Annotated in this window: 25 protein-coding genes and 1 riboswitch; of the genes, 14 read left to right on the forward strand and 11 right to left on the reverse strand. The window is 43.4% G+C overall.

Features of this window, described 5'->3' with window-relative positions:
* Window positions 1-22: 22 nt before the first annotated feature.
* Together Q1B03_RS17065 and Q1B03_RS17070 are read right to left on the reverse strand one after the other, a co-directional pair.
* Entirely contained in the window at window positions 23-616 is a 594-nt protein-coding gene (locus tag Q1B03_RS17065) for a class D sortase (protein WP_299744145.1), read from the reverse strand.
* The gene (locus Q1B03_RS17070; RefSeq protein ID WP_299744147.1) at window positions 609-938 is read right to left on the reverse strand and encodes an XRE family transcriptional regulator; all 330 of its coding nucleotides are present in this window, start codon (window positions 936-938) and stop codon (window positions 609-611) included. The genes Q1B03_RS17065 and Q1B03_RS17070 overlap by 8 nt, the downstream gene beginning before the upstream one ends.
* 260 nt (window positions 939-1,198) lie before the next feature.
* Here Q1B03_RS17070 and Q1B03_RS17075 point away from each other — a divergent pair, with 260 nt between their 5' ends.
* Entirely contained in the window at window positions 1,199-1,888 is a 690-nt protein-coding gene (locus Q1B03_RS17075) for a TasA family protein (protein WP_299744149.1), read from the forward strand.
* Between the two features lie 386 nt (window positions 1,889-2,274).
* Window positions 2,275-2,419: riboswitch (cyclic di-GMP riboswitch) on the forward strand.
* A gap of 33 nt (window positions 2,420-2,452) precedes the next feature.
* Window positions 2,453-2,590 (forward strand): anti-repressor SinI family protein, encoded by a 138-nt coding sequence (locus Q1B03_RS17080; protein ID WP_299744151.1) that lies wholly within the window; start codon window positions 2,453-2,455, stop codon window positions 2,588-2,590.
* A gap of 34 nt (window positions 2,591-2,624) precedes the next feature.
* On the opposite strand, the gene Q1B03_RS17085 is transcribed toward Q1B03_RS17080, so the two are convergent.
* Together Q1B03_RS17085 and Q1B03_RS17090 are read right to left on the reverse strand one after the other, a co-directional pair.
* Window positions 2,625-2,945, reverse strand: coding sequence for a helix-turn-helix domain-containing protein (locus Q1B03_RS17085; protein ID WP_299744153.1), 321 nt, complete (start codon window positions 2,943-2,945; stop codon window positions 2,625-2,627).
* 95 nt (window positions 2,946-3,040) lie between these two features.
* Complete coding sequence (locus Q1B03_RS17090) at window positions 3,041-3,481, reverse strand: YwpF-like family protein (RefSeq protein WP_299744155.1); 441 nt, start codon at window positions 3,479-3,481, stop codon at window positions 3,041-3,043.
* A gap of 267 nt (window positions 3,482-3,748) precedes the next feature.
* Between Q1B03_RS17090 and ssb the strand changes: the two genes are divergently transcribed.
* The 3 genes from ssb to Q1B03_RS17105 all read left to right on the forward strand — a co-directional run bounded on the left by ssb (window position 3,749) and on the right by Q1B03_RS17105 (window position 4,773).
* The gene (gene ssb / locus Q1B03_RS17095) at window positions 3,749-4,126 is read left to right on the forward strand and encodes a single-stranded DNA-binding protein (RefSeq protein WP_299744157.1); all 378 of its coding nucleotides are present in this window, start codon (window positions 3,749-3,751) and stop codon (window positions 4,124-4,126) included.
* Between the two features lie 25 nt (window positions 4,127-4,151).
* Window positions 4,152-4,325 carry a hypothetical protein gene (locus Q1B03_RS17100; protein WP_299744159.1) on the forward strand — a complete coding sequence of 58 codons (174 nt, stop codon included), beginning with the start codon at window positions 4,152-4,154 and terminating at the stop codon, window positions 4,323-4,325.
* 253 nt (window positions 4,326-4,578) lie between these two features.
* Window positions 4,579-4,773 (forward strand): hypothetical protein, encoded by a 195-nt coding sequence (locus tag Q1B03_RS17105; RefSeq protein ID WP_299744161.1) that lies wholly within the window; start codon window positions 4,579-4,581, stop codon window positions 4,771-4,773.
* Between the two features lie 102 nt (window positions 4,774-4,875).
* Here the strand turns inward: Q1B03_RS17105 and Q1B03_RS17110 are convergent, their stop codons facing one another.
* The 6 genes from Q1B03_RS17110 to Q1B03_RS17135 form a co-directional block, all read right to left on the reverse strand.
* A complete protein-coding gene (locus Q1B03_RS17110) occupies window positions 4,876-7,701 on the reverse strand; it encodes a DEAD/DEAH box helicase (protein WP_299744163.1) in 2,826 nt (941 codons plus the stop codon).
* Window positions 7,694-9,337, reverse strand: coding sequence for an SWIM zinc finger domain-containing protein (locus Q1B03_RS17115; protein WP_299744165.1), 1,644 nt, complete (start codon window positions 9,335-9,337; stop codon window positions 7,694-7,696). The genes Q1B03_RS17110 and Q1B03_RS17115 overlap by 8 nt, the downstream gene beginning before the upstream one ends.
* Before the next feature lie 555 nt (window positions 9,338-9,892).
* Window positions 9,893-11,512, reverse strand: coding sequence for an alkaline phosphatase (locus Q1B03_RS17120; protein ID WP_299744167.1), 1,620 nt, complete (start codon window positions 11,510-11,512; stop codon window positions 9,893-9,895).
* A gap of 148 nt (window positions 11,513-11,660) precedes the next feature.
* Window positions 11,661-12,899, reverse strand: coding sequence for an efflux RND transporter periplasmic adaptor subunit (locus Q1B03_RS17125; RefSeq protein ID WP_299744169.1), 1,239 nt, complete (start codon window positions 12,897-12,899; stop codon window positions 11,661-11,663).
* Between the two features lie 19 nt (window positions 12,900-12,918).
* Complete coding sequence (locus tag Q1B03_RS17130; RefSeq protein WP_299744171.1) at window positions 12,919-13,584, reverse strand: hypothetical protein; 666 nt, start codon at window positions 13,582-13,584, stop codon at window positions 12,919-12,921.
* Between the two features lie 129 nt (window positions 13,585-13,713).
* A complete protein-coding gene (locus tag Q1B03_RS17135) occupies window positions 13,714-13,842 on the reverse strand; it encodes a hypothetical protein (RefSeq protein ID WP_299744173.1) in 129 nt (42 codons plus the stop codon).
* A gap of 282 nt (window positions 13,843-14,124) precedes the next feature.
* Here Q1B03_RS17135 and Q1B03_RS17140 point away from each other — a divergent pair, with 282 nt between their 5' ends.
* Window positions 14,125-14,280 (forward strand): hypothetical protein, encoded by a 156-nt coding sequence (locus Q1B03_RS17140; RefSeq protein ID WP_299744175.1) that lies wholly within the window; start codon window positions 14,125-14,127, stop codon window positions 14,278-14,280.
* A gap of 144 nt (window positions 14,281-14,424) precedes the next feature.
* On the opposite strand, the gene Q1B03_RS17145 is transcribed toward Q1B03_RS17140, so the two are convergent.
* Complete coding sequence (locus Q1B03_RS17145; protein ID WP_299744177.1) at window positions 14,425-14,838, reverse strand: helix-turn-helix transcriptional regulator; 414 nt, start codon at window positions 14,836-14,838, stop codon at window positions 14,425-14,427.
* 196 nt (window positions 14,839-15,034) lie between these two features.
* Between Q1B03_RS17145 and Q1B03_RS17150 the strand changes: the two genes are divergently transcribed.
* From Q1B03_RS17150 to hutG, 8 genes are all read left to right on the forward strand, one after another.
* Window positions 15,035-15,253: a hypothetical protein gene (locus Q1B03_RS17150; protein ID WP_299744179.1), complete on the forward strand. Its 219-nt coding sequence runs from the start codon at window positions 15,035-15,037 to the stop codon at window positions 15,251-15,253.
* A 156-nt stretch (window positions 15,254-15,409) separates the two neighbouring features.
* Entirely contained in the window at window positions 15,410-16,003 is a 594-nt protein-coding gene (locus tag Q1B03_RS17155; RefSeq protein ID WP_299744181.1) for a transposase, read from the forward strand.
* 90 nt (window positions 16,004-16,093) lie between these two features.
* Window positions 16,094-16,576, forward strand: a complete 483-nt coding sequence (locus tag Q1B03_RS17160; RefSeq protein WP_299744183.1) for a hypothetical protein — start codon at window positions 16,094-16,096, stop codon at window positions 16,574-16,576.
* A 256-nt stretch (window positions 16,577-16,832) separates the two neighbouring features.
* Window positions 16,833-17,279, forward strand: coding sequence for a hut operon transcriptional regulator HutP (gene hutP / locus Q1B03_RS17165; protein ID WP_299744185.1), 447 nt, complete (start codon window positions 16,833-16,835; stop codon window positions 17,277-17,279).
* 271 nt (window positions 17,280-17,550) lie between these two features.
* Window positions 17,551-19,083, forward strand: a complete 1,533-nt coding sequence (gene hutH / locus Q1B03_RS17170) for a histidine ammonia-lyase (RefSeq protein ID WP_299744188.1) — start codon at window positions 17,551-17,553, stop codon at window positions 19,081-19,083.
* Window positions 19,076-20,746 (forward strand): urocanate hydratase, encoded by a 1,671-nt coding sequence (gene hutU / locus Q1B03_RS17175; RefSeq protein WP_299744191.1) that lies wholly within the window; start codon window positions 19,076-19,078, stop codon window positions 20,744-20,746. The genes hutH and hutU overlap by 8 nt, the downstream gene beginning before the upstream one ends.
* A 1-nt stretch (window position 20,747) precedes the next feature.
* The gene (gene hutI / locus Q1B03_RS17180; RefSeq protein WP_299744194.1) at window positions 20,748-22,034 is read left to right on the forward strand and encodes an imidazolonepropionase; all 1,287 of its coding nucleotides are present in this window, start codon (window positions 20,748-20,750) and stop codon (window positions 22,032-22,034) included.
* Window positions 22,012-22,962, forward strand: a complete 951-nt coding sequence (hutG, locus tag Q1B03_RS17185) for a formimidoylglutamase (RefSeq protein ID WP_299744197.1) — start codon at window positions 22,012-22,014, stop codon at window positions 22,960-22,962. The genes hutI and hutG overlap by 23 nt, the downstream gene beginning before the upstream one ends.
* The last annotated feature ends 8 nt before the right edge of the window (window positions 22,963-22,970 follow it).

Below are 22,970 nucleotides of genomic sequence, written 5' to 3' on the forward strand. Positions count from 1 at the left end.
GAGGCTATTAGCTTTCTGCGCTTTAATTTACTTTTCGGGCATTGATGATGTAACGCTCTTCTGTACTTGAAAGGTATTCGAATGGATAGCATGTGGAAAGGGTGAGGATTTCTTCTGGAGAGGTTGGCTCAAGGACGGAAAGATCAGTCTCATCCACAATGAACGTTTCATATATCTCATATTCATATACACCAGTCTTCAACTGAATAGATAAGGTATCCCCTTTTCTTAGCTCCCCCATTTGTTTGAACACGGTATCCCGGTGACCAGCAAGAAAAATTCGGTCTTGTTGCCCAGGAAGTTTAGTTGTTGAGACGTGACCAACTCCTCTTTCTAAGTCCTCTTCATGGGTACCTGAGATGATTGGAACTTCACGCCCTAATTTTGGGATATTTAAAAGCCCTATCACATCACCGGTTTCAAAGTGATATTCCATTTTGACTGATTCTAGACTTCCGGAATTCTCCTCAGAATCTTTTAGAACCAAACTCTTCGCCTCTTTTAAAGAATCCATCTGAGCCTCTTCCTGCTTATTCATTTCCGAAATAGCGAGAACGGAACAACCTATTCCTATTAATAGAAGAATGGATCCAGTAACTAATAGTAGTCTATTCATTGTTATGCTTACTCCTTTTATATTGTACAAAAGAAAGGAAGTCATGAAATTCTTCCTTGGTTAAACCGTGCTCAATAGCATGTTCAAGAGGTTCAATCCACTCTTCACCAAGAATAATTACTTTATTATGCGCAGAGGTTATATTTTCTAAAGAAGTATCCAAAGTAAGTGCAATTTTTTTTAATACCTTAATAGAGGGGTTTTTCTGCAGCCCCCTTTCTATGGAGCTAATGTAAGACTTAGAAACATTAGAATGTAATGCTAATTCATTAATTGTTAAACCTTTCTGCTCACGCAGATTCTTAATCCGCTCACCTACCATGAATATTACTCCCTTTATAACAGTTTAATTCATTATATAGAACAAAATGTATTTTATAAAATACAAAAAAGTTAATAAAACAAAGCAATTTTGAGAGAATGACCGATAATTGCTCATTAGAGTTGTGTATTGGATGTATTTGAGGATTTCAAATTAAGAATTAGAATCTTATAATGAATTAATAAGTTCTTTAAAAAGAACAAAACAGTAACAATCAACATTAATTAAGTATATATTCATATATTATAGGGGATGAAAATATGAATTCAAAAAAACTAATCATTTTATTTACTGTAGTTTTCATTTATTCAGGATTAGTGAATATACAAAAGGCTACAGCGAACCAAATAGATCTGATAGTTATCCCTGATGAAGTATTTCTTTTTAAAATAGATAATATGAAACCTGGGGATTGGACGGAAAAAACGTTAACGATTAAAAATGGAGGAACTGAAGACATAAGCTATACTTTTCAAGTAAACAGTAAGCAACCTGATAAGAAGCTTTTTAATGAATTAGATTTAATGGTTTATACGGATAGTTCATCAAATTTACTATTTGATGATAAACTAAAAAATTTCAACGGATTTTCACCGAAATTATTGAAAAAAGGTGAAAGGAAAGATTTAATGTTTTCAATTATGATTCCCTATGAACTGGGGAACGAGTATCAAAATACTTCAGCACTATTTGAGATCATTATATCGGCAGAATCCAATTTAGCCCCACAGCCTTCAGAAGATACTGATTCTACCACACCAATTATTGATAGGTCAGAATCAGATAAAAGCACATTTCCTTCAAAACCACTACCATCACAGGGATTGAATTTACCAAATACTGCGACCGATATGTATAAATTACTATTTTTAGGGATTTCCTTTATTACTGCAGGGTTACTTTTAATATTTCTAAATAGATTTATACGAAAAAAGAAAGAGACATATTAATAAGAGGTGATGTTATGTACAAAAAAACCTGCAACCGCTGCACCAGACCATCCTACAGTAGTACTGAATCGGGCGAATGGATCTGCCCCACATGCGGATTTGACTTATCTAACCATGCGTTCTATAATCCTAGTAATTACCAAAGTATTAATGAAAAAGTCCTCCCTTTAAGAAAAAAGCTGGAAAGCTATAAAAATAGCATGTATTCGTAGTTTTACGACAAATACTAACAAGATATTCTAATAAAAAGATGCTTAATATTTTGATATTGTCAGAATATGGGTTAAAGTGTAGGAAAAAAGTGTAAATTAAATTGACGGAATTGACAAAAAACAACAAATGAAAGGAACTTTTATTAGTATAATCGAAGTAGTTCGAAGGGAAGAGTCAGATAAAGGCAAACTTATTGAAAGATGAGGACGCAAAGTCACAGATCTAAGGTTATAGAGTAGGCATATCTTCACAAACATGTTGAATATATGAATGTAGAAGGTGTGGTTATTTGAGAACTATGATGGCTGGATTGCCTGGAATACATACATGTATTTTGGGAGGGTATTTATATTGACAAATCGTGAACTTGATCTTGAATGGATGGAACTTATCAAACAAGCACTGGACGCCGGAATTTCTAAAAAAGAAATCAGAGAATTTCTTCATAATCAATCCCAGGAAATGAAAGCCGAGTACAAAGTGATTTAATATAAATAAAGTCTTGCGAGCCGATCGCAAGACTTTATTTATTACCTAATTTCCATTTGTTAAATTCAATGAACTCACGGAACTGCTCTTTTGTAATACCGGAATCCATAGCTTCTTCCGCAATTTTGAGCCACTCATGGTCGATATTCTGATTTTCTGATTGATCATGTAATAGAGCATCCATCGGAATTCCTAAAGCAGCTGACACTTTTTCAAGAAATTGGATAGATGGATTTTGTTGAAGGTTGCGTTCTATTGAGCTTAAATATGACTTAGCGACACCGGCTTTTTCAGCAAGCTCTGTCATGGACATTCTTTTTTCTTGTCGGTATTTCTTTACTCTTTCTCCGATCACAAGGGACACCTACCTAAGAACTTCATAACTGAAGTCACAAAATTAATTTCATTATATCATATAAATTCACATGGATATTACATAATTTCGTATAATTAAACACTAGGTTTAGCAGTGGCCGGAATACGCGGTTTCGATACCATTTTCTCACGGAATTCGCGAATAAGTTCTTCTCCTGAGTATCCTTTTTGAACTAAGTCGTCTAACAGTAATTCAGCATATTCGTTGCGCTGTTTCTTCAATTTCCCCTCAAACATAATGCTAATATGGTCATCCATCTCTTTAATACAACGGATGGATGTCATGAAAGCAGCCGGGTCATTGGCTTTATGAGAAATGACGACTTGGATTTCCAAATCTTCCTTCCTTTGTTGAGCCTCTTGAAAGAATTCAATATATTCATTCGACAAATATGTTTCGACGAGCCACGTACTCTGTCCATCTTCTTTATTTATAATCAGACCGTCCACAATTTCAAAGTCACGCAGTTCATCGTTTTCCACTACTTGAAGTGAAATAACTTTAAAGGTTTTCATGAACGAACATCTCCCATTTAAAGGTTTTATAAAATTATATCATAGTAGGAATTGTTTCCCTAATAAATTCCTCAATGAAAAAAAGAACGAAAGATGCAATTTTGTGATTTTGACCCCGCTTTTGAGTAAAAAACAGAAAATCTCCCTAGGGGAATTTCGGAAATTCAAACCATTTTCGCCTCGAATTTCGGAAATTCACGATTTTACAAGATTAGAGGGATGGTTGTAAGATGAAAACACCTTAAGAGAAAGGAGGAAAGAATCCTATTGATCAACCAAGTGACCATCGTTGGAAGGCTGACCAAAGATCCTGAAGCAAGAAAGACATTGGAAGGAAAATCGATACTTAACGCTACAATAGCTGTGAATCGTAACTACAAGAATCAAAAAGGTCAAATTGATACAGACTTTGTGCTTTGTACCGTTTGGAACCGGGCTGCAGACAATATGGAGAAATACTGCCGAAAGGGATCTGTCGTTGGAGTGACCGGTCGCATACAGACCCGTCATTATGAGAATGATCAGGGAAAGCGTACGTATGTAACGGAAGTCGTCGCTGAAAATGTCAGATTTATGGACAGTAAGCGAGAGCCTGTAAATGCTTCAGAGCCAAGCAAGAAAGAGCCAATCGAATTACCGTTCTAATATTTTTTTTAAGGGAGATGGAGTTGTGGCCACACCGCAAGATCTTGAACAAAGAATCGATAGAATGGAAAAGTTAACAGAAGACCTTATCAAAAAAGTAGCAAGAGCGAACGTCGAAAATTTCTATCTATCTCAACGGGTGACTGCCCTTGAACAAGGATACGAGTACCCGAATCCAGTTTTGAAAACCTCATCATAAGTAAAACACCCTCATCGAGAATTCTTTCCATACGAATAATCCAACCAACCTAATAAGCAGCTGTCTCAAATGCCAATGGTCATCGCAACATACCTCAAACCTACCTCATTAGAAATATACATGTGTAGCAGTGAGTAAGAAAGTAGTCGTTCCCCTTAATGTCTTCATATTGAGTCGGTTTCCTATTGGGAGCCGGCGTTTTTTTCTTTAGTAAAGAGCGATTGTATTAGACCTTCGCTTGTGGTGGACGATAATGATTCTAGTTGTTCACATTTTGGCACGTGTTTTGTGGAAAGTGGCACAGCAAAGTCCAAAAGCGGCACAAGTTTGCTCGGAAGCGGCACAACAAAACGAATCTGTATACAAAAAACGCATTTTTTACAATTATATTTGTAAAAAAGACCAAAAAAACATCACACCAAACCCTAATTTGTCAAAACCCTTTTAAAATAACTCCATTAGCTACTATTAAAACGCCAGCTCACTCAATTTCACATGCCACACCTACCAAAAAACCCCTTTCCCACAAAAGGAAAGAGGTCACCTACAACTATTCCAACACCAACAATGACTCCAGATCCTGATTAGACAATTCCGTAACCCACTGATCACTGCGGATAATTTCATCATTCAATGCCTGTTTTTTCATTAGCATGGCATCGATTTTTTCTTCAAGTGTCCCTGAAGAGACAAGTTTATGAACATGAACGAATCGTTGCTGTCCGATTCGATAGGCACGGTCGGTTGCCTGGTTTTCTACCGCCGGATTCCACCAGCGGTCGTAGTGGACGACGTGGTTGGCTGCGGTCAGGTTCAATCCGGTTCCGCCGGCTTTCAATGAAAGCAGGAATACTGGGAATTCACCATTTTGGAATTTCTCCACGAGTTCATCCCGTTTTCCTTTTGCCATGCTGCCGTTCAGGAATGGGACATCAACGTTGAATTCTTCTTTCACCACTTCCTGGATCATTTCGCCCATTGAAATATATTGCGTGAAGATCAGGCATGCTTCACCGGATTCCAGTGCAGTTTCCACGATATCCTTCAGCTTCTGCATTTTTTCAGAGCGGGAGAGAATCGATTTAGGATCCGGTTCCTTTAAGTAGAGCGCAGGGTGGTTACATAACTGCTTCAGCTGGTTAAGCATTTGCAGGATTAATCCTTTGCGCTCAAATCCACTCAATGTTTCAATTTTAGCAAGAGTGTCTTTTACCAGCTGCTCATAGAGTGCTGCCTGCTCAGCGGTCAGGTGACAATATTCTTTCTGTTCCAGTTTTTCAGGCAGGTTTAATTCCACCTCAGGATCTTTCTTCGTACGACGCAATAAGAACGGCTTGATTTTTGCCTGAAGCTCTTTGACTTTTTCTTCGGATTCATCCTTTTCAATGGGAGCAATATAGTTTTTCTGATACTGCGTGAAACCACCGAGGTACCCGTGGTTAAGGAAATCAAAGATGGACCACAGCTCCGATAATCGGTTTTCCATGGGGGTCCCGGTGAGCGCGATATGATGCTTACCGCTGAGTTTACGGATCGCCCTGGATTGTTTCGTATTGGCATTCTTGATATTTTGTGCTTCGTCGAGAGAAATCGATGTCCAGACGACTTCCGATAGTTCTTCAAAGTCGATGTGGGACAAGCCGTAAGAAGTAAGAACCACATCTACTCCTTTAATCTCCGCTGCAAATTGTTCGCCTTTCGCCCGGTTCGGTCCATAATGAAGGTGGACCTTCAAATCAGGAGCAAATTTCTCCAACTCCCGCTGCCAGTTTCCGAGAACGGAGGTAGGGGCAACGATCAGGGAAGGGGTATCCGGATTCTCGGTTTCTTTTACATGCTGCAAATACGTGATCAGCTGTACGGTTTTTCCGAGTCCCATGTCATCAGCAAGACAAGCGCCAAAGCCGAATTTTCGTAAAAAGAGCATCCAGCTCATTCCAAGCTGCTGGTAAGGACGGAGCTCGCCGATAAACGCGTCAGGTGTTTCCGTTAAAGGAATCGATGACACATTCGTCAGTTGGTGAACCATCTTTTTCATTGACCGATTGAGTTCAAGCTGAATTCTGGCGTATTTAAAGGGATCATGCTCGTCATCATCTGGCTCCAGGTCCGATTCATCCGAATCGCGGGGAACAAGTTCCTGCTCCAGCATATCCTGGATCGAAATCCCTTCTTGCTTCGCTTTCGTCATCATTTGCTGAATCCTTCTAATCATAGCGGGATCAAGCTTCATCCACTGACCGCGAATCTTCACCAAGCGGCGCTGATTATCGACAAGCTGATTAAAGTCATCCTCTGACAGATTGACTCCGTTCATGGATAATCGCCAGTCGAAATCAAGCATGGCATTGAGGCCAACGAAGGATTTACGATAGCTTGTGTCTGTGTTCTTCAGCTTTGCTTTTACCAGCACCTGAGCATCCTTCATCGCTTCCCACCAGGACGGAAGGAGGATTTCAATGTCCAGGTCGATGAGCTTCTCACTTAGCACGGATAGGAAATCCCAAGCATCGTGCTCACCAAGAGCTGTTCGTAATGAACCGTCCGTATCGCGGAGAATCGGCATCATCTTCATCCACCGTTCCTGTTCTTCGGATACATCAGGCAGATGCTTTTTCCAGGAAGGAGGGACTGTGTCTTCAGCCAGTGAAATGACGCGATTCGTTTTCTTGCGGTCTCTTAAAATCGTCTCAAGCTGCCAGGACTCATCCTCATCAAGAGGCTCAGAGATCCTCAGACCGATCGAAAACGGAAGTTCTTCATCCTCACCGGCAATCCATTCACTCCAACGTTTCTCATCAAAATACGCATCCAGCTCTTCAGACGTAAGCGTGCTTTCCTTCAGCTTCTGAATCCGCTTCATCGCACTCGACCCGCCAGAAGCCATCGCCTCGTTCAACGCACCTTGAAACCAAGTTTCGGTGAGATTTTTGAGGGACGGACCTCCATCAGGAAGCTCTTCCTTCCAGAACTCATCATTAAAATTCGACCAGACCTCATCGGGGATATGAAACTGCAGTCCTTTTTCCTGCCATTCCTCGAAGCGGGGCAGCCAGCGACCGGCTTCCACTGCCTCGTAAATCACAGGAGCAATCGCAATACACGCCTGCCCGGTTTCGTCCCAGTCCCATTGGATCATGCTGCTGAAATGCTCACCGGCAAGCAACGTAAGAAGCTGCCACTGAGTCACGGCAACCCCATTTGTGGAATCCTCGAGAAGAGTCCCGTAGAAACTCTCTTCATGCCAAAGAAACAGCTGACTCTTCCATTCCTTTGGAGCCAGAAGCTCTCCTTCTTCGTTTACGGCTGTGATGAAGAAACGGTCTTCATATTCAGTTGTGTTGACGTTAATCTTTACGGAAGACAGTTTAAGCATCGATTAACTTACCCTTTCTGCACTCTTCTTGGAACGCACGTAATCGCTTGTATTTATCTAAAACATAGGTGAGATACACATCCCATTTTTCGGTTTTCTTCGTTTTTTTATAAATCGTCCGGATCTTCTTCATATAGCGGACCGCCTGCTTATAGCTGTCTCGATTCTTCTGATCAATTGCATCCATGACCCCTGAATAATAGATGGGCAGTGCGAGTTCAGGTGCTTCCTTCGTCACATCGCGGAGTCCCATGCCTTCCATTTCCTGAATGCTGTAGCTCATGTATTTTTGCAGTTCGACCCATTCACGATAAGCCTTCGCGCTAATGAGGTACTCATTGTACGAGAAGAAGCTGTACGGAAGCATGGATAGAAGGAGTTCATTCACAAGGGAACTGTCCTTTTCCATCAGCCAATCCATCGGCAGGATCCGCACAAACCAGCGAACGAATCGGGTCGCTTCATAATAATCGAGGGTTTCCAAGTGATCTGGCATCCTGGATAAAATATTGCGTACCAGGAAGAAACCGACTTCGTAACGCTTCCCGACAAAAAATTTACGCAGCCAGAATTCACTGAACGCGACCAGTTCGGTACCGAGTTCATCCACCACTTCACTCGCCTTGTTCAAATCTTCGAGGAGTAAATATTGATGGAGGATGGCGATGGTGTAAAAAGTGGAGTCCTGCCAGCTGCTTTCTTCTAAACGAGCAACCTCTTCACGGCGCCACGACTTCTGTTTGAATAAGTAGTACCATAAGAAGCGGTACACTTCGGCTTTCATCATCGTACTATTTTCTGTAGAGTCACTCATCTCGATCGCCTGCTTTTTCAAAAAGGCAATGTACGGGTCAAAGCTGAATGGCATTGCATGAATCGAAAGTTTTTCAACCGCGTCTTCCATTTCGCCTAGTAGAAAATCATACATACTGTATTGCTCGCGGCTCAGCTCGACATTCCTTTTTTGTAAATACAGATCGATATGTATGGACAAATAAAAGGTAGCGAAAAGCTGATATAGCGGCTTCCACTCCCGTTCGAATGGTGCTTCCTTCATGAATCGCTTCGTAATATTTTGAACGAGGACATCCATCAAATAGGGCTGTCTTTCAAGTAACTCCAAGTCTTCCTGCTTCAGAAGAGAGTCAAAGAATTGCCACCATTCCTCAGGCGTGTTTCCCCGCGTTTTCCGTTCGTTTAATAGATCGCTTGCTTTCCGGAGAGCACCCGTACTGCTGTGTTTCTTCAATAAGTCATCCAAAGACCGGGTTTCCTGACTGGCAGGCTGGGACTGACTCCGCCAATTCTGAATCCACTCACTGACACGTCCAACCTTGTTATATAGCATAAAAAAGGTCGCCATTTGATGCCGGCACCAACTACCTTGAGGACACGAGCACTTGCTTAAAAGGGGAAACGAAAAATTCAGCTCGAGGGTCACAGGCGTCACATCCTGCACCTCGGCCGACACTTCTTCATCCCGGACCTTTACGTTCGAAACCAGATTCTGACGAAACAAAAGAAGCCCCTTCGAAACGACATTCTTGCTCTCATCCTGATTCGGGTCCAGCTGACCCTGTATCGACTGACTCATGGGAAGTAACTTATCCTTCAACTCCTGAATACGAATCGACATCAACCAACCTCTCCAATCTATAAAATCGCATTCTTTTATTATAACGCAAAAGGAGGGGGAAAAGGAACATGGGGCGGGGGAAGTAGTGGAAGAGGGTGAGGTGAGGGAGTAGGAGTTTGTCGAATTGTGTAGTGAGTCGGGGGTGGTGACTGGTATGTGTGGTTTGATGACAGGAGTGGGGGTGGGACGCTTGGGACTTGGGAGGGCGAGTCGATAATAAATCGTGAAAGTCGATAATAAATAATCCAAAGTCGATAATATAATTTATAAGTCGATAATATATGGTCCGAACTCGATAATCTAATTTAGAAGTCGATAATATAGTGGTCCCAACTCGATAATAAAATTTGAAACTGAGTAAAAAACTACAAAAAGTTGCCTGACACCAGTCGTTGGAGGCCGATTTGAAAATAAAAAGTGTGTTTTTGAAAATAACTCCGGAAATTTGAAAATAAAACCCCCGAATTTGAAAATAAAACGCCAAAATTGAAAACAAACCGGCACAATTTGAAAATAAAACCCCAGATTCAACTCAAAACCTTCCAAATCCCCTCCTTACTCCTCCACATGCACAAAAAAAGTCTCCCCATCATACACATTTACGCTTTTCAGCCTCACTTTTTCACCATTTCTCCAATAAAAATCCTTATTTTCAGGAAAACGAAGCTCTTCATCCCCATGCTTCACCACCATCTCGGGATTTTTCGAGGTCCGTCCCTCGATCGTCACGTCAAAACCTCTTTCACGATAATATTCCGCAGCATCCACGTACCAGGAGGCAAATTCGCCGGAAGTTAATGAAAATCCCAGATACGTAGAAATTGCTCTGGGAATATCCGTATTTTCAATAAGACCGACAGGCTTCCCTGGCCCATAAGAATATAAAAAGACATCTTCACCAGTATGGCCATGTGTGGTAAAACCAAGATTAGCCCGCTTCGCCAGCAGCTTCACCATTTCATCCTCTAAATTTTCCACTTTTTTAGAGGCATCCTCCATCGCACAGAATTCTTTTTTACTCAATTTCCCCAACCCATAGTTTGAAAGGACCTCTTTTAAATTTGAACGATCCTCCTTAAGTTGAGAAACAGCGCCTTTAACGGTAAGATCAGCTTTCTTCAATGGCTCCACAAACTTCTCGACAGGCTGGCTTTTATAATTCTTATTCGTCCCCTGATTGCCAAGGGTCAGTCCGCTATTGCCGTGATCGGTCACGGCTACCACCATCGTATTACCGTCCTCGCGGGCGAATGACAAAGCTTCTCTGGCGGCGTCGTCAAAGCTCAAGACCTCGCTGATCATCCCTACAGGATCATTTTTATGAGCGGCCCAATCCACCTTGCTGCCTTCGACCATCAAGAAGAAACCTTTCTCACTATGAGAAAGTCTGTCGATTGCCGCCCCCGTCATCTCCGCAAGGGAAGGTTCATCAGGCTTCAACGTCTTTCGGTCCAGTTCATAGGCGATATCTTCTTCGGCAAACGCCCCCCACAGTTTGGACGATCCTGCCCTGTTTAGAAGTCCGTCCCTCTTCAGAACCAAATCGTAACCGGCTGAGCCGATGATCTTTACTAAGTTTTCTCCGTCTTCACGACTGACTTCTTTCGTTTTAAGCATGCCGTCATCGTTCTTGACGTGGTCTTTGGATTTTGGCTTCAGCCAGGCGGCACCCCCACCTAAGATAACGTCGAGATCCTGGTACACCTGCTGTTCTCCGATATCTCCAAATTCATCCCGATTATGGGTATGGGAGGTGAAGGCAGCCGGAGTGGCATGCTGAACAGGGGAGGTGGAGACGATGCCAGTCGCGTAGCCGGAGAGCTTGGCCGCTTCAAGCACTGTCAGAACAGGACGCCCATCAGGGTTCATACCGATATAATCAGCCTTTGTTTTCACTCCTGTGGCCATAGCCGATCCGGCAGCTGCGGAATCTGTAATCGCCGACTGAGCAGAATAGGTCCGGACACCACCCGTTAAAATGCGATCTAATTGAAGGTCCGTCCCTCGGTACCAACGCGACAACGTGACGATGTCGGAGTTGGTGCCGTCCATGATCATGAGGATGACGTTTTTCTTGGGTGGGTGTGGGGCTGCGAATAGGCAGGTGGATGGGAAGGAAAATGCCAGGAGGGAAAGAAGGAGTGTGAGGATGATGAGGCGTTTGAGTGTTTTCATGGTGAGCGCTCCTTTTCATTAGTGATTAACCAATAGTATTTGTTGGTTGAGAAGGAGTATGTATAGAAAAATGAATCTTCCTCATGGACATGAATTCATCAAAAAAGTCGCATCGAAACCATTCCGGCTTCAAATGCGACTAATCCCTTTATTTTCTCTCCAATATTCCAACCAGCAGATTTTCTAAAACCGTCGGTCGGTCTACTTTCTTCAAATCACGCAACCTGATCCGATTCCAGTCAATCCCCGTTATGAAAGGAGTACCATTTTCTAAAGCAGGAATGTCACCGGGATAAACAATGTAGTATTCCCCGGCCTTTACGCCTGACTTGATTTGTTGCTGTCCATTTACTTGGAGCCCTGTTTCAACTTTTCGCTGTTCAACGGTTCCTTTTTTAGTAAGAATCCAGATGAATGTAGAAGAGCCTTCTTTTTCAATCGCAGTAACAGGCACGACAAATGCACCTTTTACTTCCTCCGTGATGATCGACAGGAAAACATGATGACCTGGAAGAAGCTTATTTTCAGCGTCTTGAAGTTTCACTTCTACAGGATACATGCTGTCCGTTTGCAAGTGTGGATTATTTTTTGGGAGGGTGGCCACTTTGGTCACGATTCCTTTTTGAGTCTTTTTCTCAATGTCGGATTGAACAATCGCGCTCATATTTTCTTCCACGGTTACGATTTCTTTTTCCGTAAGATCAGTCGTTACGATGGTGGACTGTGAGGCAATCGTAATCAATGGGTTATCTATCGCATGTGAAAGTTCCTTGATCGTACCGTCCACACTGCTTTGAACCGTTAACGTTGTTTCATACGATTCAATATCAGAAATTTGGCGCTCAAGATTATCGATTTGATTTTCTAAACGGTCAATTTCTAATTCTTTAGCCGTAATTTCTTTTTTTATATCGTACTCCGACTGAAGCGCACTTGCATCAATCGGAATTTCTTTATCGTCTGTTGAAGTGGAAGGGAGGGACGATTCCAGACTTTCCAAATCATCGATGTTGTCTTCAATACTATCAATCTCATCTTCCAATTGTTCCACTTCTGACTCGAGAACGCTTTTTTGCTGAGTTTGATCCGTTACTTCGTATTCATAAAGTGGCGTTCCGGATTTCACCTGGTCACCCTCTTTAACCAGGAATTTCTTGAAGGAGCCAAATTCGTCGTTAAAATAGATGTAATTTTCTTCTTCAGCTGTCACGACACCCGGTTTCGGAAGCTCTTTAACCAGATCGTCTTTTCCGCTGATTTCCCAATTGGCTACCCGGACTTCGCGGTCGACCTTGCTGTTCGCTTTTTCAATGAGATATGTATTCGCACCAACAAATAAGAGGGAGAGTGTTAAAGTGCTATAAAAAATGGTTTTTCTATTCATCATGTTCACAGCCTTTAGATAGTTAAATTAAGGTTGATATGTTTAAGAAAGCGAGTAGTGCGTTAAGAGACCACAAGAGTAAATTGGTTAAGAGAATCACTAACCAGATGATCCAGTTTTTTTGATTGGTCAACTGTTTAATTCCTTTGTATTGAATGTAGAAAACCCAAACTTTAAAAAGGGAGAAACTTCCCATTAAATAGATCACATACGATTTTGACGTTAAATATTGAGTAATTACCCCTAAGGAGAGTGGTGAAGAGTACCATTCAAGTGAAAAGAATAGGGATAATGGTATATAGGTGAGTTTTTCTAATAATAAAATGATTAAGACCAGACCTTGAGTGATAACCAGTTTACGGTATTCTCCCTCATTGGAAATGGTCCAGAAAATTAATGATGAAAAAAAGAGGATGATGGCTGCATAAAGCATTCCGGCTATAAGCCTGCCTAAGAAAAATAAAAATTTCTCCAACTCGAATACAGTTGGGGATAGCTTTGTCAATTCTTTAGACAAAGGGTCCATTCCTATTCCGAAAGACGAGATCAAACCGAATATAACAATGGATAATAAGAAGAGAAATGAGACGCGTTTCTTATACCCTTTTAATTCCTCCATCTCATTAAGTTGATAAAAGAAGATTGATGGCTGTTTCAAACCCCTGAATAGTCTGACTTCTCTATGCATAAAATGTTGTCCTCCAGCTTGAATAGATTCCACCTCTTATTCTATCGAAAATCATCGAACTTTTCCATAAATTGTAGAACGAATTGAGAAATAAAATAAAAAAGCGTCGAATGGACGCTTTTGGTATGCTTATGCTTGATAAGTTAAGTAGGTAGTCCCTGCAATTAGTAGAATCGTAATAATAACGAAACTTACGTATGTAACTACTTTCTGTGTTTTCTTCTTTCTCATTGCCTCTTCCGGCGTTAAAAATGCCATTCTAAATTTCCCCCTTTTCCCGACTTGAAGCTGCTAAACAATAACGAACGTATGTATATTTTTTTTGACGAACGCTAATTTTTCCCCATACCAACATTTTATCGGAAATATATGCTAAGTTTTAATAGGTCTTATAACCTATTTATTTTGAACTGTGTCGAAAAATATTTTGTAGAATCTTGTATATATATGGTAATATAACTAGTAATTGATGTTTGAACTTCCGTCTAATAGTGTAATAAAGTGATAGAAACTGTTTTATATAGTAGGAGGTTGTCTTTTTTGAAAGGAAACGTGAGCAAGGAACAATACGTTCTCTCTGTTATCCAGAAAGCTTATGACAAAGGTCAGCAAGGCGATATGGATACAGACAAAATGATCGATTGGCTGAAACAGGAATTACAAACTGGATATACTTTAAACCAAAAAGCGCTGTAGAATCCTTGATGGGAATCTCAGCGCTTTTTGTTGTCTTTATTGGGGACGGACCTTCATTAATAGAACAATTTAGATAAAATGCCGTTCTCTTCATATTTATTATTCTAGTCGGGGTTTCTCGAGGTCCGTCCCTCTAGAAATGCTTTACCAATCCTTCATCGTCTGATACAGGTGATTGACCTGGGTGATGAATTTTTCTTTGCGTTTCTCTGTGAAGTAGGTGAGGGAGGATAGGGTACGTTTGAATTTGGGGAAATCCTGAAGAATCTTCAGGATTTCCCTGTTTTCTTCATCTTCGAAGTTTTCTCTTAGAATCATGGGATTGTGACTATTACCAAGACCGCCACTTTCCTCGCCATACATAATCCGGTTCATTTCATGGGTAGGAATCATATAGACTTCTTTAAAGGTAAGGATCATTTTATACGGGGTGTCCCTTGTGCCATTTTCATAGTTCGATAACGTACTCTGATTGATATTTAAACGAATGGCTGCTTCTCTCTGAGTAAGCTCCAATACGTCATTCCGATAATGCTTTAACTCTAATTGTAAGTCCATTCTCTTCACCGACTATCCCTTTTTTCTTCAAGATAAAGGTTTTAAAAGCCATCAATGGTAAATTACACAATTTGAAATACTAGTATTGATTACGAATATAAAAAATTTGGAAAAAGTATACAAATTTACATTAAAACGTATTAAAATGTAAATATAATTGTAATTTTGTCGAATTGGGGTAAAGGTGGAAGATAGAATGGGAGATTCGAACAAAGGGAGAAAGATTCACGCCACATATATAGAAGGAAAGACACCCAGTTTAACAGGAAAGGTCAAATGGATCCGTTTGAAGGCAGAGTCAAACCTGGTCTTCAGTACCAAACACAACGGTAAACAGCGTGTGATCTACTATTCTCAAAATAGCTTTACCAGCGGGGAAACGAGCAGAAGAGATTATCTACTAATAGAAGAATAAAGATGAGGGACGTACCTCTAATTCTGAAATTGAAGACAAGCGGCCTGATTTAACGTCTACTGTGAATTTTCAGAGGTCCGTCCCTCAAAAAAAAGAGGATTTTGCGGAGTTGTGTCGAATAGGTTAGTGTACGAAATTGAGAGAAGGAGTGATGTTATGGTACGAATGCCTCGGGATTGGTGTCCGGGAGCCACTTATCATGTGACAGCAAGAGGGAACCGGAAGCAAGACTTGTTTCATGACATTGAAGACCGAAAGAAGTATTTATCCTATTTGCAGGATACGAAAGAAAAGTTTCCTTTTACCATCCACGCTTATTGTTTAATGTCCAACCACATTCATCTTCTGATCGAAACCCACGATGTTCCACTCGAACAGATCTTCAGAATCCTTCATACCCGTTATGCCATTTATTTCAATAAAAAGTATGACTATGTCGGACATGTTTTTCAAGGAAGATATGGGTCAACCAAGATTGATACCCCTGCCTATTTCATTAAGGTCAGCAGGTATATTCACCAAAATCCTGTCAAAGCAAAACTCACTGTCGTCCCCGAGTATTACCCCTGGAGCAGCTACCCCTCATACGTTCATTCCATCGACAATCCGCTTCTTTCAAAGGAGAGGACACTGGCCTATTTTCCAGATTCAGAAGTGAAGCTTTATAAAGAATATGTAGACAAAGAAGAAGAGAAGGAAGGCCTAAATAAGGAATTTGACGAAAATACAATTAAAATTGTAAAAAAATAAAATATTTTTGTAAAAATATAAAGGAAATTAGATGTTTATGTCGAAATTCATGTTTATAGGACCAAATTCCTACACTGAGGAGGAGAAAATATGAAAAAAGACTTTATATTGGTATTTGAGGATTTTCACGTTTCACAGAGGAGTATCAGGAAATCCAAAAAGCACTTAGTTGTGTTTCAAGGTCAGCTTTATTACAACAAGCTCGTTGTCGTGAATCGTCCCCCAGGGTTTTCCCATGCATTAGAAAGCATCATGTACTCTGATAAGATACTTGAAACCTATGGATTTTCGACTTTGTTTGCCGTTCCGATTGACAAGGATCATTCAATCCCGTTTAAGTTTGTTCGCATAGATGACAGGGAACCAAGGGATTGTAAGATTGTGCTGGAGAAGCGGAATGGAGTGGAGAAGTTAAATATCAAGCCTTTGTATACGATGGATGATCCGATTTCACAGGAGGATAAACATGACATATTATCCTATCTCAGCATGAAAAGTGATGAAGGCACGGTCACGTATCTCATGAACAATCCCCAAGTGTTCAAAGGGAAAGGTAAAAAACAAGAAGAGTAAAGGAGGAATGAGGCGAACCTAAACTGAATAGGTACGTCTTTTTTAATTTTGAGGGACGGACCTCCAATGTTAAAACTAGGGAACACTTCATCTGTTCCTACCTGATATGCCCTCCAAAACCCTTTACCACGCTACCAAACTACCTCTCTAAGTTTCTAAAATCAGCACTTTTTTCGTTGACCTCTTACCGGTCAGACCATACAATATAAGTAGTTATTAGTATTTTTAGAATTTTCATGTAAGGTGCGAATGCCACTTGGATAAGACAGATCATACTCGTATCGGAAAGAATGCCATGCTACTTCTTCTCGTAGAAAGGGATGAAGAAGAGTGGAATCGTCATTTCAATGAACTGAATTGGAGTTACTGCACCGGGAAAATCGGATCCATGGACAGTCAAAAAATCGTGGCTGCGATTGAAACAGCAGCAAAACGAAGTGATCTCGTCCGGGAAGATTTGTACCGGGAAATGCATGCCTTATATCACGCCATCATGGAGGCATTAACGGGTGTGACCCGCGGCCATACGCAATTGGGTGAGATCCTGCGCACCGTGGGATTGCGCTTTTCGGTTGTACGGGGCACTCCATATGAGAGTGAAGAGGAAGGCGAATGGATAGCGGTTGCTTTATACGGGACGATTGGTGCGCCCATTAAGGGATTGGAGCACGAGACAATCGGACTTGGAATTAATCATATTTAAATAATCTAGAGCCTAGAGATATTAGTTGAAAGGAGGCTCGACCAACGGCAGAAGTCTGTCTTTGGTCGAGCCTCTTTTTGTGTGGGATTTTGTGATCAAGATGATGCGTTAGGGGGTGGACATGGAAGAGTTGGAGGTCCGTCCCAGAGTGGTTTAAAGCGTTAAAGAACGAAAAAGCAAAGATAGCGATTTAGAGGGGTATAGCGACACTGAGGTTGTGAAGAGACAGCTTTCGAAGGTCCGTCCCTAAAAATATGGAGAGGTGATTGTAATGGTGGAGTTGACGGGTTGTAGTTTGAGTTTGGATGAGGCGAAGAGGGTTATTTATGGGAAGGAGCAGGTGGAGCTTTCGCCGGTTAGTATGGAGCGGGTGCGGAAGAGTCGCGAGGCGGTTGAGCGGATTGTGAAGGAGAAGCGTGTGGTGTACGGGATCAACACGGGCTTTGGGAAGTTCAGTGATGTGTTGATTGATGCGGATGATGTGGAGGAGCTTCAGCTGAATCTGATCCATTCCCATGCATGCGGTGTGGGTGATCCGTTCCCGGAGAATGTTTCCCGTGCCATGCTTCTACTGAGATGCAACGCCCTTTTAAAAGGGTACTCAGGTGTGAGACCGGTCATCGTCGAACGCCTGGCAGAATTCCTCAATAAAGGGATCCATCCAGTCGTGCCACAGCAGGGTTCACTGGGAGCAAGCGGCGACTTAGCACCACTTTCCCATTTAGCACTCGCTCTGATGGGAGAAGGAGAAGTCCATTATAAAGGAGAGGTCCATCAAACCCTTCCTGTCCTTTCAAAAGAAAATATCTTCCCTATCCAGCTTCAGGCAAAAGAAGGATTGGCACTCATCAACGGAACGCAAGCGATGACGGCAATGGGGGTCATCGGATACCTGGAAGCAGAGGAGCTTGCCTTCAAAAGCGAGATGATCGCAAGTCTGACCTTAGAGGGACTTAGAGGAATCATGGATGCCTTCGACGAAGATATTCATTTAGTAAGAGGCTATCCTCAGCAGGTCGCCACGGCCGAAAGAATCCGGGATTACCTGGAAGACAGTAAACTGACAACGAAACAAGGAGAACTCAGAGTCCAGGACGCCTATTCGTTACGGTGCATCCCGCAAGTTCACGGGGCATCCTGGCAGGCACTTGACTATGTAAAAGAAAAGCTTGAAATCGAAATGAACGCGGCGACAGATAATCCGCTGATCTTTGATGATGGGGAAAAAATCATCTCAGGCGGGAATTTCCATGGACAGCCGATCGCCTTCGCCATGGATTTTATGAAGATTGCCATAGCAGAGCTCGCAAACATTTCAGAAAGACGTATCGAACGATTAGTGAACCCGCAGCTGAATGATCTGCCGCCGTTCCTGAGTCCACAACCTGGTCTCCAATCCGGTGCCATGATCATGCAATACTGTGCCGCATCACTCGTATCCGAAAACAAAACACTCGCCCATCCGGCCAGTGTCGATTCCATCCCGTCATCCGCCAATCAGGAAGACCACGTCAGCATGGGAACAATCGGATCACGACATGCCTACCAAATCCTACAGAACACAAGAAGAGTCCTGGCCGTCGAACTCATCTGCAACCTGCAGGCAGCAGAACATAGAGGGACGGACCTCCTGGCCAGCAAAACACGACAATTTTATGAAGCAGCGAGAAAGGTCATTCCTTCCATTACAAAGGACCGGATCTTCTCGAAAGATATAGAAAAAGCCAACCAGTGGCTGCAGCAAACAACATTGAGCACGCTCATCAAACCAACCAAAACAAAGGAGGAAACGACAAATGGTTAAAGCAAACAAACGCATCGTACACGTAAAAAGAGGGACGGACCTTGAATGTAAAGGATGGGAGCAGGAAGCGGTACTCCGCATGCTCTACAATAACCTGGATCCCGAGGTAGCGGAAATTCCGGAAGATTTGGTCGTATACGGTGGTATCGGAAAAGCGGCCCGTAACTGGGAGTCCTTCGACGCAATCGTTCACACGCTCAGAAACCTGGAAAACGACGAAACCATGCTTGTTCAATCCGGTAAACCGGTGGGTGTGTTCAAAACCCATAAAGCGGCTCCAAGAGTCCTTCTTTCTAACTCGGTCCTTGTACCGAAATGGGCAAACTGGGAGCACTTCCATGAGCTGGATCAAAAAGGCCTCATGATGTATGGACAAATGACGGCGGGAAGCTGGATCTATATCGGGACACAAGGGATCCTGCAAGGGACGTATGAAACGTTCGCAGCACTTGCGAAGAAACATTTCAATAACTCACTTAAAGGAACCATCACACTTACAGCCGGACTGGGTGGAATGGGTGGTGCGCAGCCACTGGCCGTTACGATGAACGGTGGAGTCGTGATTGCAGTAGACGTTGACGCAGAGCGCATCCAAAAGCGTCTTGACACGAAATACTGTGACGTGAAAACAGATTCCATCGATGAAGCACTAATGATGGCTTATGAAGCACGTGACCAGGGCAAGCCTCTTTCCATCGCCTTACTAGGAAATGCGGCTGAAGTTCATCATGAACTTTTAAAACGTGATGTCAAAATCGATATCGTGACCGATCAAACATCAGCTCATGATCCATTGAACGGATATGTACCTGAAGGCTATTCACTGGCGGAAGCAACAGAGCTTCGCAAACAGGATCCGAAAACCTACACTGCACTTTCACAAAAAAGCATGGCTAAACACGTGGAAGCGATGCTTGAATTCCAACATAGAGGATCGATCGTATTCGACTACGGCAACAACATCCGTCAGGTAGCGAAGGATGAGGGAGTCGACAATGCCTTTGATTTCCCTGGCTTCGTTCCAGCCTATATCCGTCCTTTATTCTGTGAAGGAAAAGGACCTTTCCGCTGGGCAGCTCTGTCAGGAGACCCTGAGGATATCTACAGAACGGATCGTTTGATCAAAGAGCTTTTCCCTGAAAACGAAGCACTGAATCGCTGGATCGATATGGCACAGGAGCAAGTGGCATTCCAAGGGCTGCCTTCCCGTATTTGCTGGCTGGGGTATGGCGAGCGTGTGAAAATGGGTCTTGCCATCAACGAACTTGTCCGAAACGGAGAACTGAAAGCGCCGATCGTCATTGGCCGTGACCATCTGGATTGCGGATCTGTTGCTTCACCGAACCGTGAAACCGAAAGCATGAAGGACGGAAGTGACGCAGTAGGAGACTGGGCAATCCTGAACGCCCTCATCAACACAGCGGCAGGCGGCTCATGGATTTCCTTCCACCACGGCGGCGGAGTAGGAATGGGGTACTCTCTACATGCTGGTATGGTCGTCGTTGCAGATGGGACGGACCTTGCTCAAGAACGTCTGGAGCGAGTCCTGACAACAGACCCGGGAATGGGCGTCATCCGCCACGTTGACGCAGGCTACGACATTGCAGAAAAAACAGCCGAAAAACACAACATCCACATCCCGATGAACAAAGGAGGAGAATAACATGACAACTGAAAAACACTTCGATACCATCATCGACAACATCGGACAGCTCCTTACGATGGATCATGGGGACGGACCTCTAAAAGGCGAGGAAATGAGTAAACTCAAGGTTTCAGAGCACGCGGCACTGGCTATCAGGGACGGACTTGTCGCATGGATCGGAACGCATGAAGAAGCACAATCCCTCAAAGCGACGGAACGTATCGATGCAGAAGGAAAGCTCGTCACACCAGGTCTTGTTGACCCACATACTCACCTGGTCTTCGGCGGCTCACGTGAACACGAAATGGCCCTCAAGCAGCAGGGAGTGCCATACTTAGAGATCCTGAAACGCGGGGGAGGCATCCTATCTACAGTAGGTGCCACCCGCGAAGCATCAGAAGAAGAGCTGCTCACGAAAGCTCGCTTCCATTTAAACAGGATGATTTCATACGGAGTCACGACTGTCGAAGCGAAAAGCGGCTACGGCCTTGACCGTCCAACCGAACTCAAACAGCTGAGAGTAGCCAAACAGCTGAACGAATCGCACCCGGCAGACATCGTCTCCACATTCCTTGGAGCACACGCGATCCCACCGGAATTCAAAGGTCGCTCCGATGAATTTTTAACGGAAATGCTCGACCTGCTGAACGATATCGAAAAAGGTCAGCTGGCTGAATTCGTCGATATCTTCTGTGAAACAGGGGTATTCACAGTAGAACAATCCCGCGAGTTCCTAAAAAAAGCAAAAGAAAAAGGCTTCTCAGTAAAAATTCACGCCGACGAAATCGATCCACTTGGCGGAACGGAAATGGCAACGGAGATCGGAGCCATTAGCGGTGACCACTTAGTTGGCACATCTGAAAAAGGCATCCAGGCACTGGGTGAAACCGACACGATCGCGGTCCTACTGCCAGGCACATCCTTCTATCTGAACAAAGGCAAGTTTGCTAACGCAAGAGGCATGATGGAAGCGGGGGCCGCGGTGGCTCTGTCAACCGACTTCAACCCGGGGAGTTCACCAACAGAGAACCTGCAATTCATTATGAATCTTGCATCCTTGCAACTGAAAATGACGCCGGAAGAAATTTGGAACGCCGTCACCGTCAACGCAGCACATGCCATCAACAGAGGAGACTCGGCAGGAAAGCTGATCGAAGGACGTAAAGCCGACATCGTCCTGTGGGATGTACCAAACTATCATTACGTTCCATACCATTACGGGGTCAACCACACCCACACCGTCATGAAAAACGGCCGGATCATCTACCGCAAGGAGAAGCTTCATGAGCACATTTCAACACATTAAGCAGTCGGGTAGAGCACAATTTAAAGACCGCTACACAACGAAGGCAGCTGAACTTCTGACACCATGGGAAGAAGGAATGAAAGGGGACATCGCCATCATTGGCGCCCCCCTCTCCAAACCCTCCATCTCCCACTCAGGGGCAAGCTTCGCACCCGATGCAATCAGACGCTGCCTGAACTCGTTTACGACGTACAACATCGAAAGAGGGACGGACCTAGCCGAAGCCAAGAAAGCTATCGTCGACTTCGGGGACATCACCATGCACCCAACCTCGATAGAAGACTGCCATCAACGAATCTATGAGTCAGTCAAAGACGCAACGAACACAAACGCAGCACCCTTCACCATCATCCTTGGAGGCGACCACTCCATCACAACATCAACGGTCAAAGCCATCAAGGAAACCAAAGGTACAGTAGGTATCATCCAATTCGATGCCCACCATGACCTGCGGAACACGGAAGATGGAGGCCCTACCAATGGGACACCTTTTAGAAGATTATTAGAAGAGGGGCACATCAAGGGTGAGCACCTGATTCAGATAGGTATCCGCAATTACGCCAATGCTAAAGCCTATCATGACTATGCCGTTGAGCAGGGTGTTACAGTTTATACCATGAAGGACGTCAGACAAAACAACTCGTCGATCGCAGAACTCATCCAAGACGCCATAGCCCAATTAGAATCCCAGGTCGATACCATCTACCTCTCAGTAGACATGGACGTCCTCGACCAGGCATACGCACCGGGCTGCCCGGCAATCGGTCCAGGCGGCATGCACCCGGACACGTTAACGGAAGCGGTTCAAACCGCCCTGCAGCATCCTAAAGTAACCACCATGGACATCGTGGAAATCGATCCGACACTCGACATCAGGGACATGACAAGCAGAATAGCAAGCCTCTTGATCATAAATTCATTAATCTAACCAAGGTC

This window comes from uncultured Rossellomorea sp. (genome assembly GCF_947488365.1).
In the GTDB taxonomy this organism is placed as follows: Bacteria; Bacillota; Bacilli; order Bacillales; family Bacillaceae_B; genus Rossellomorea.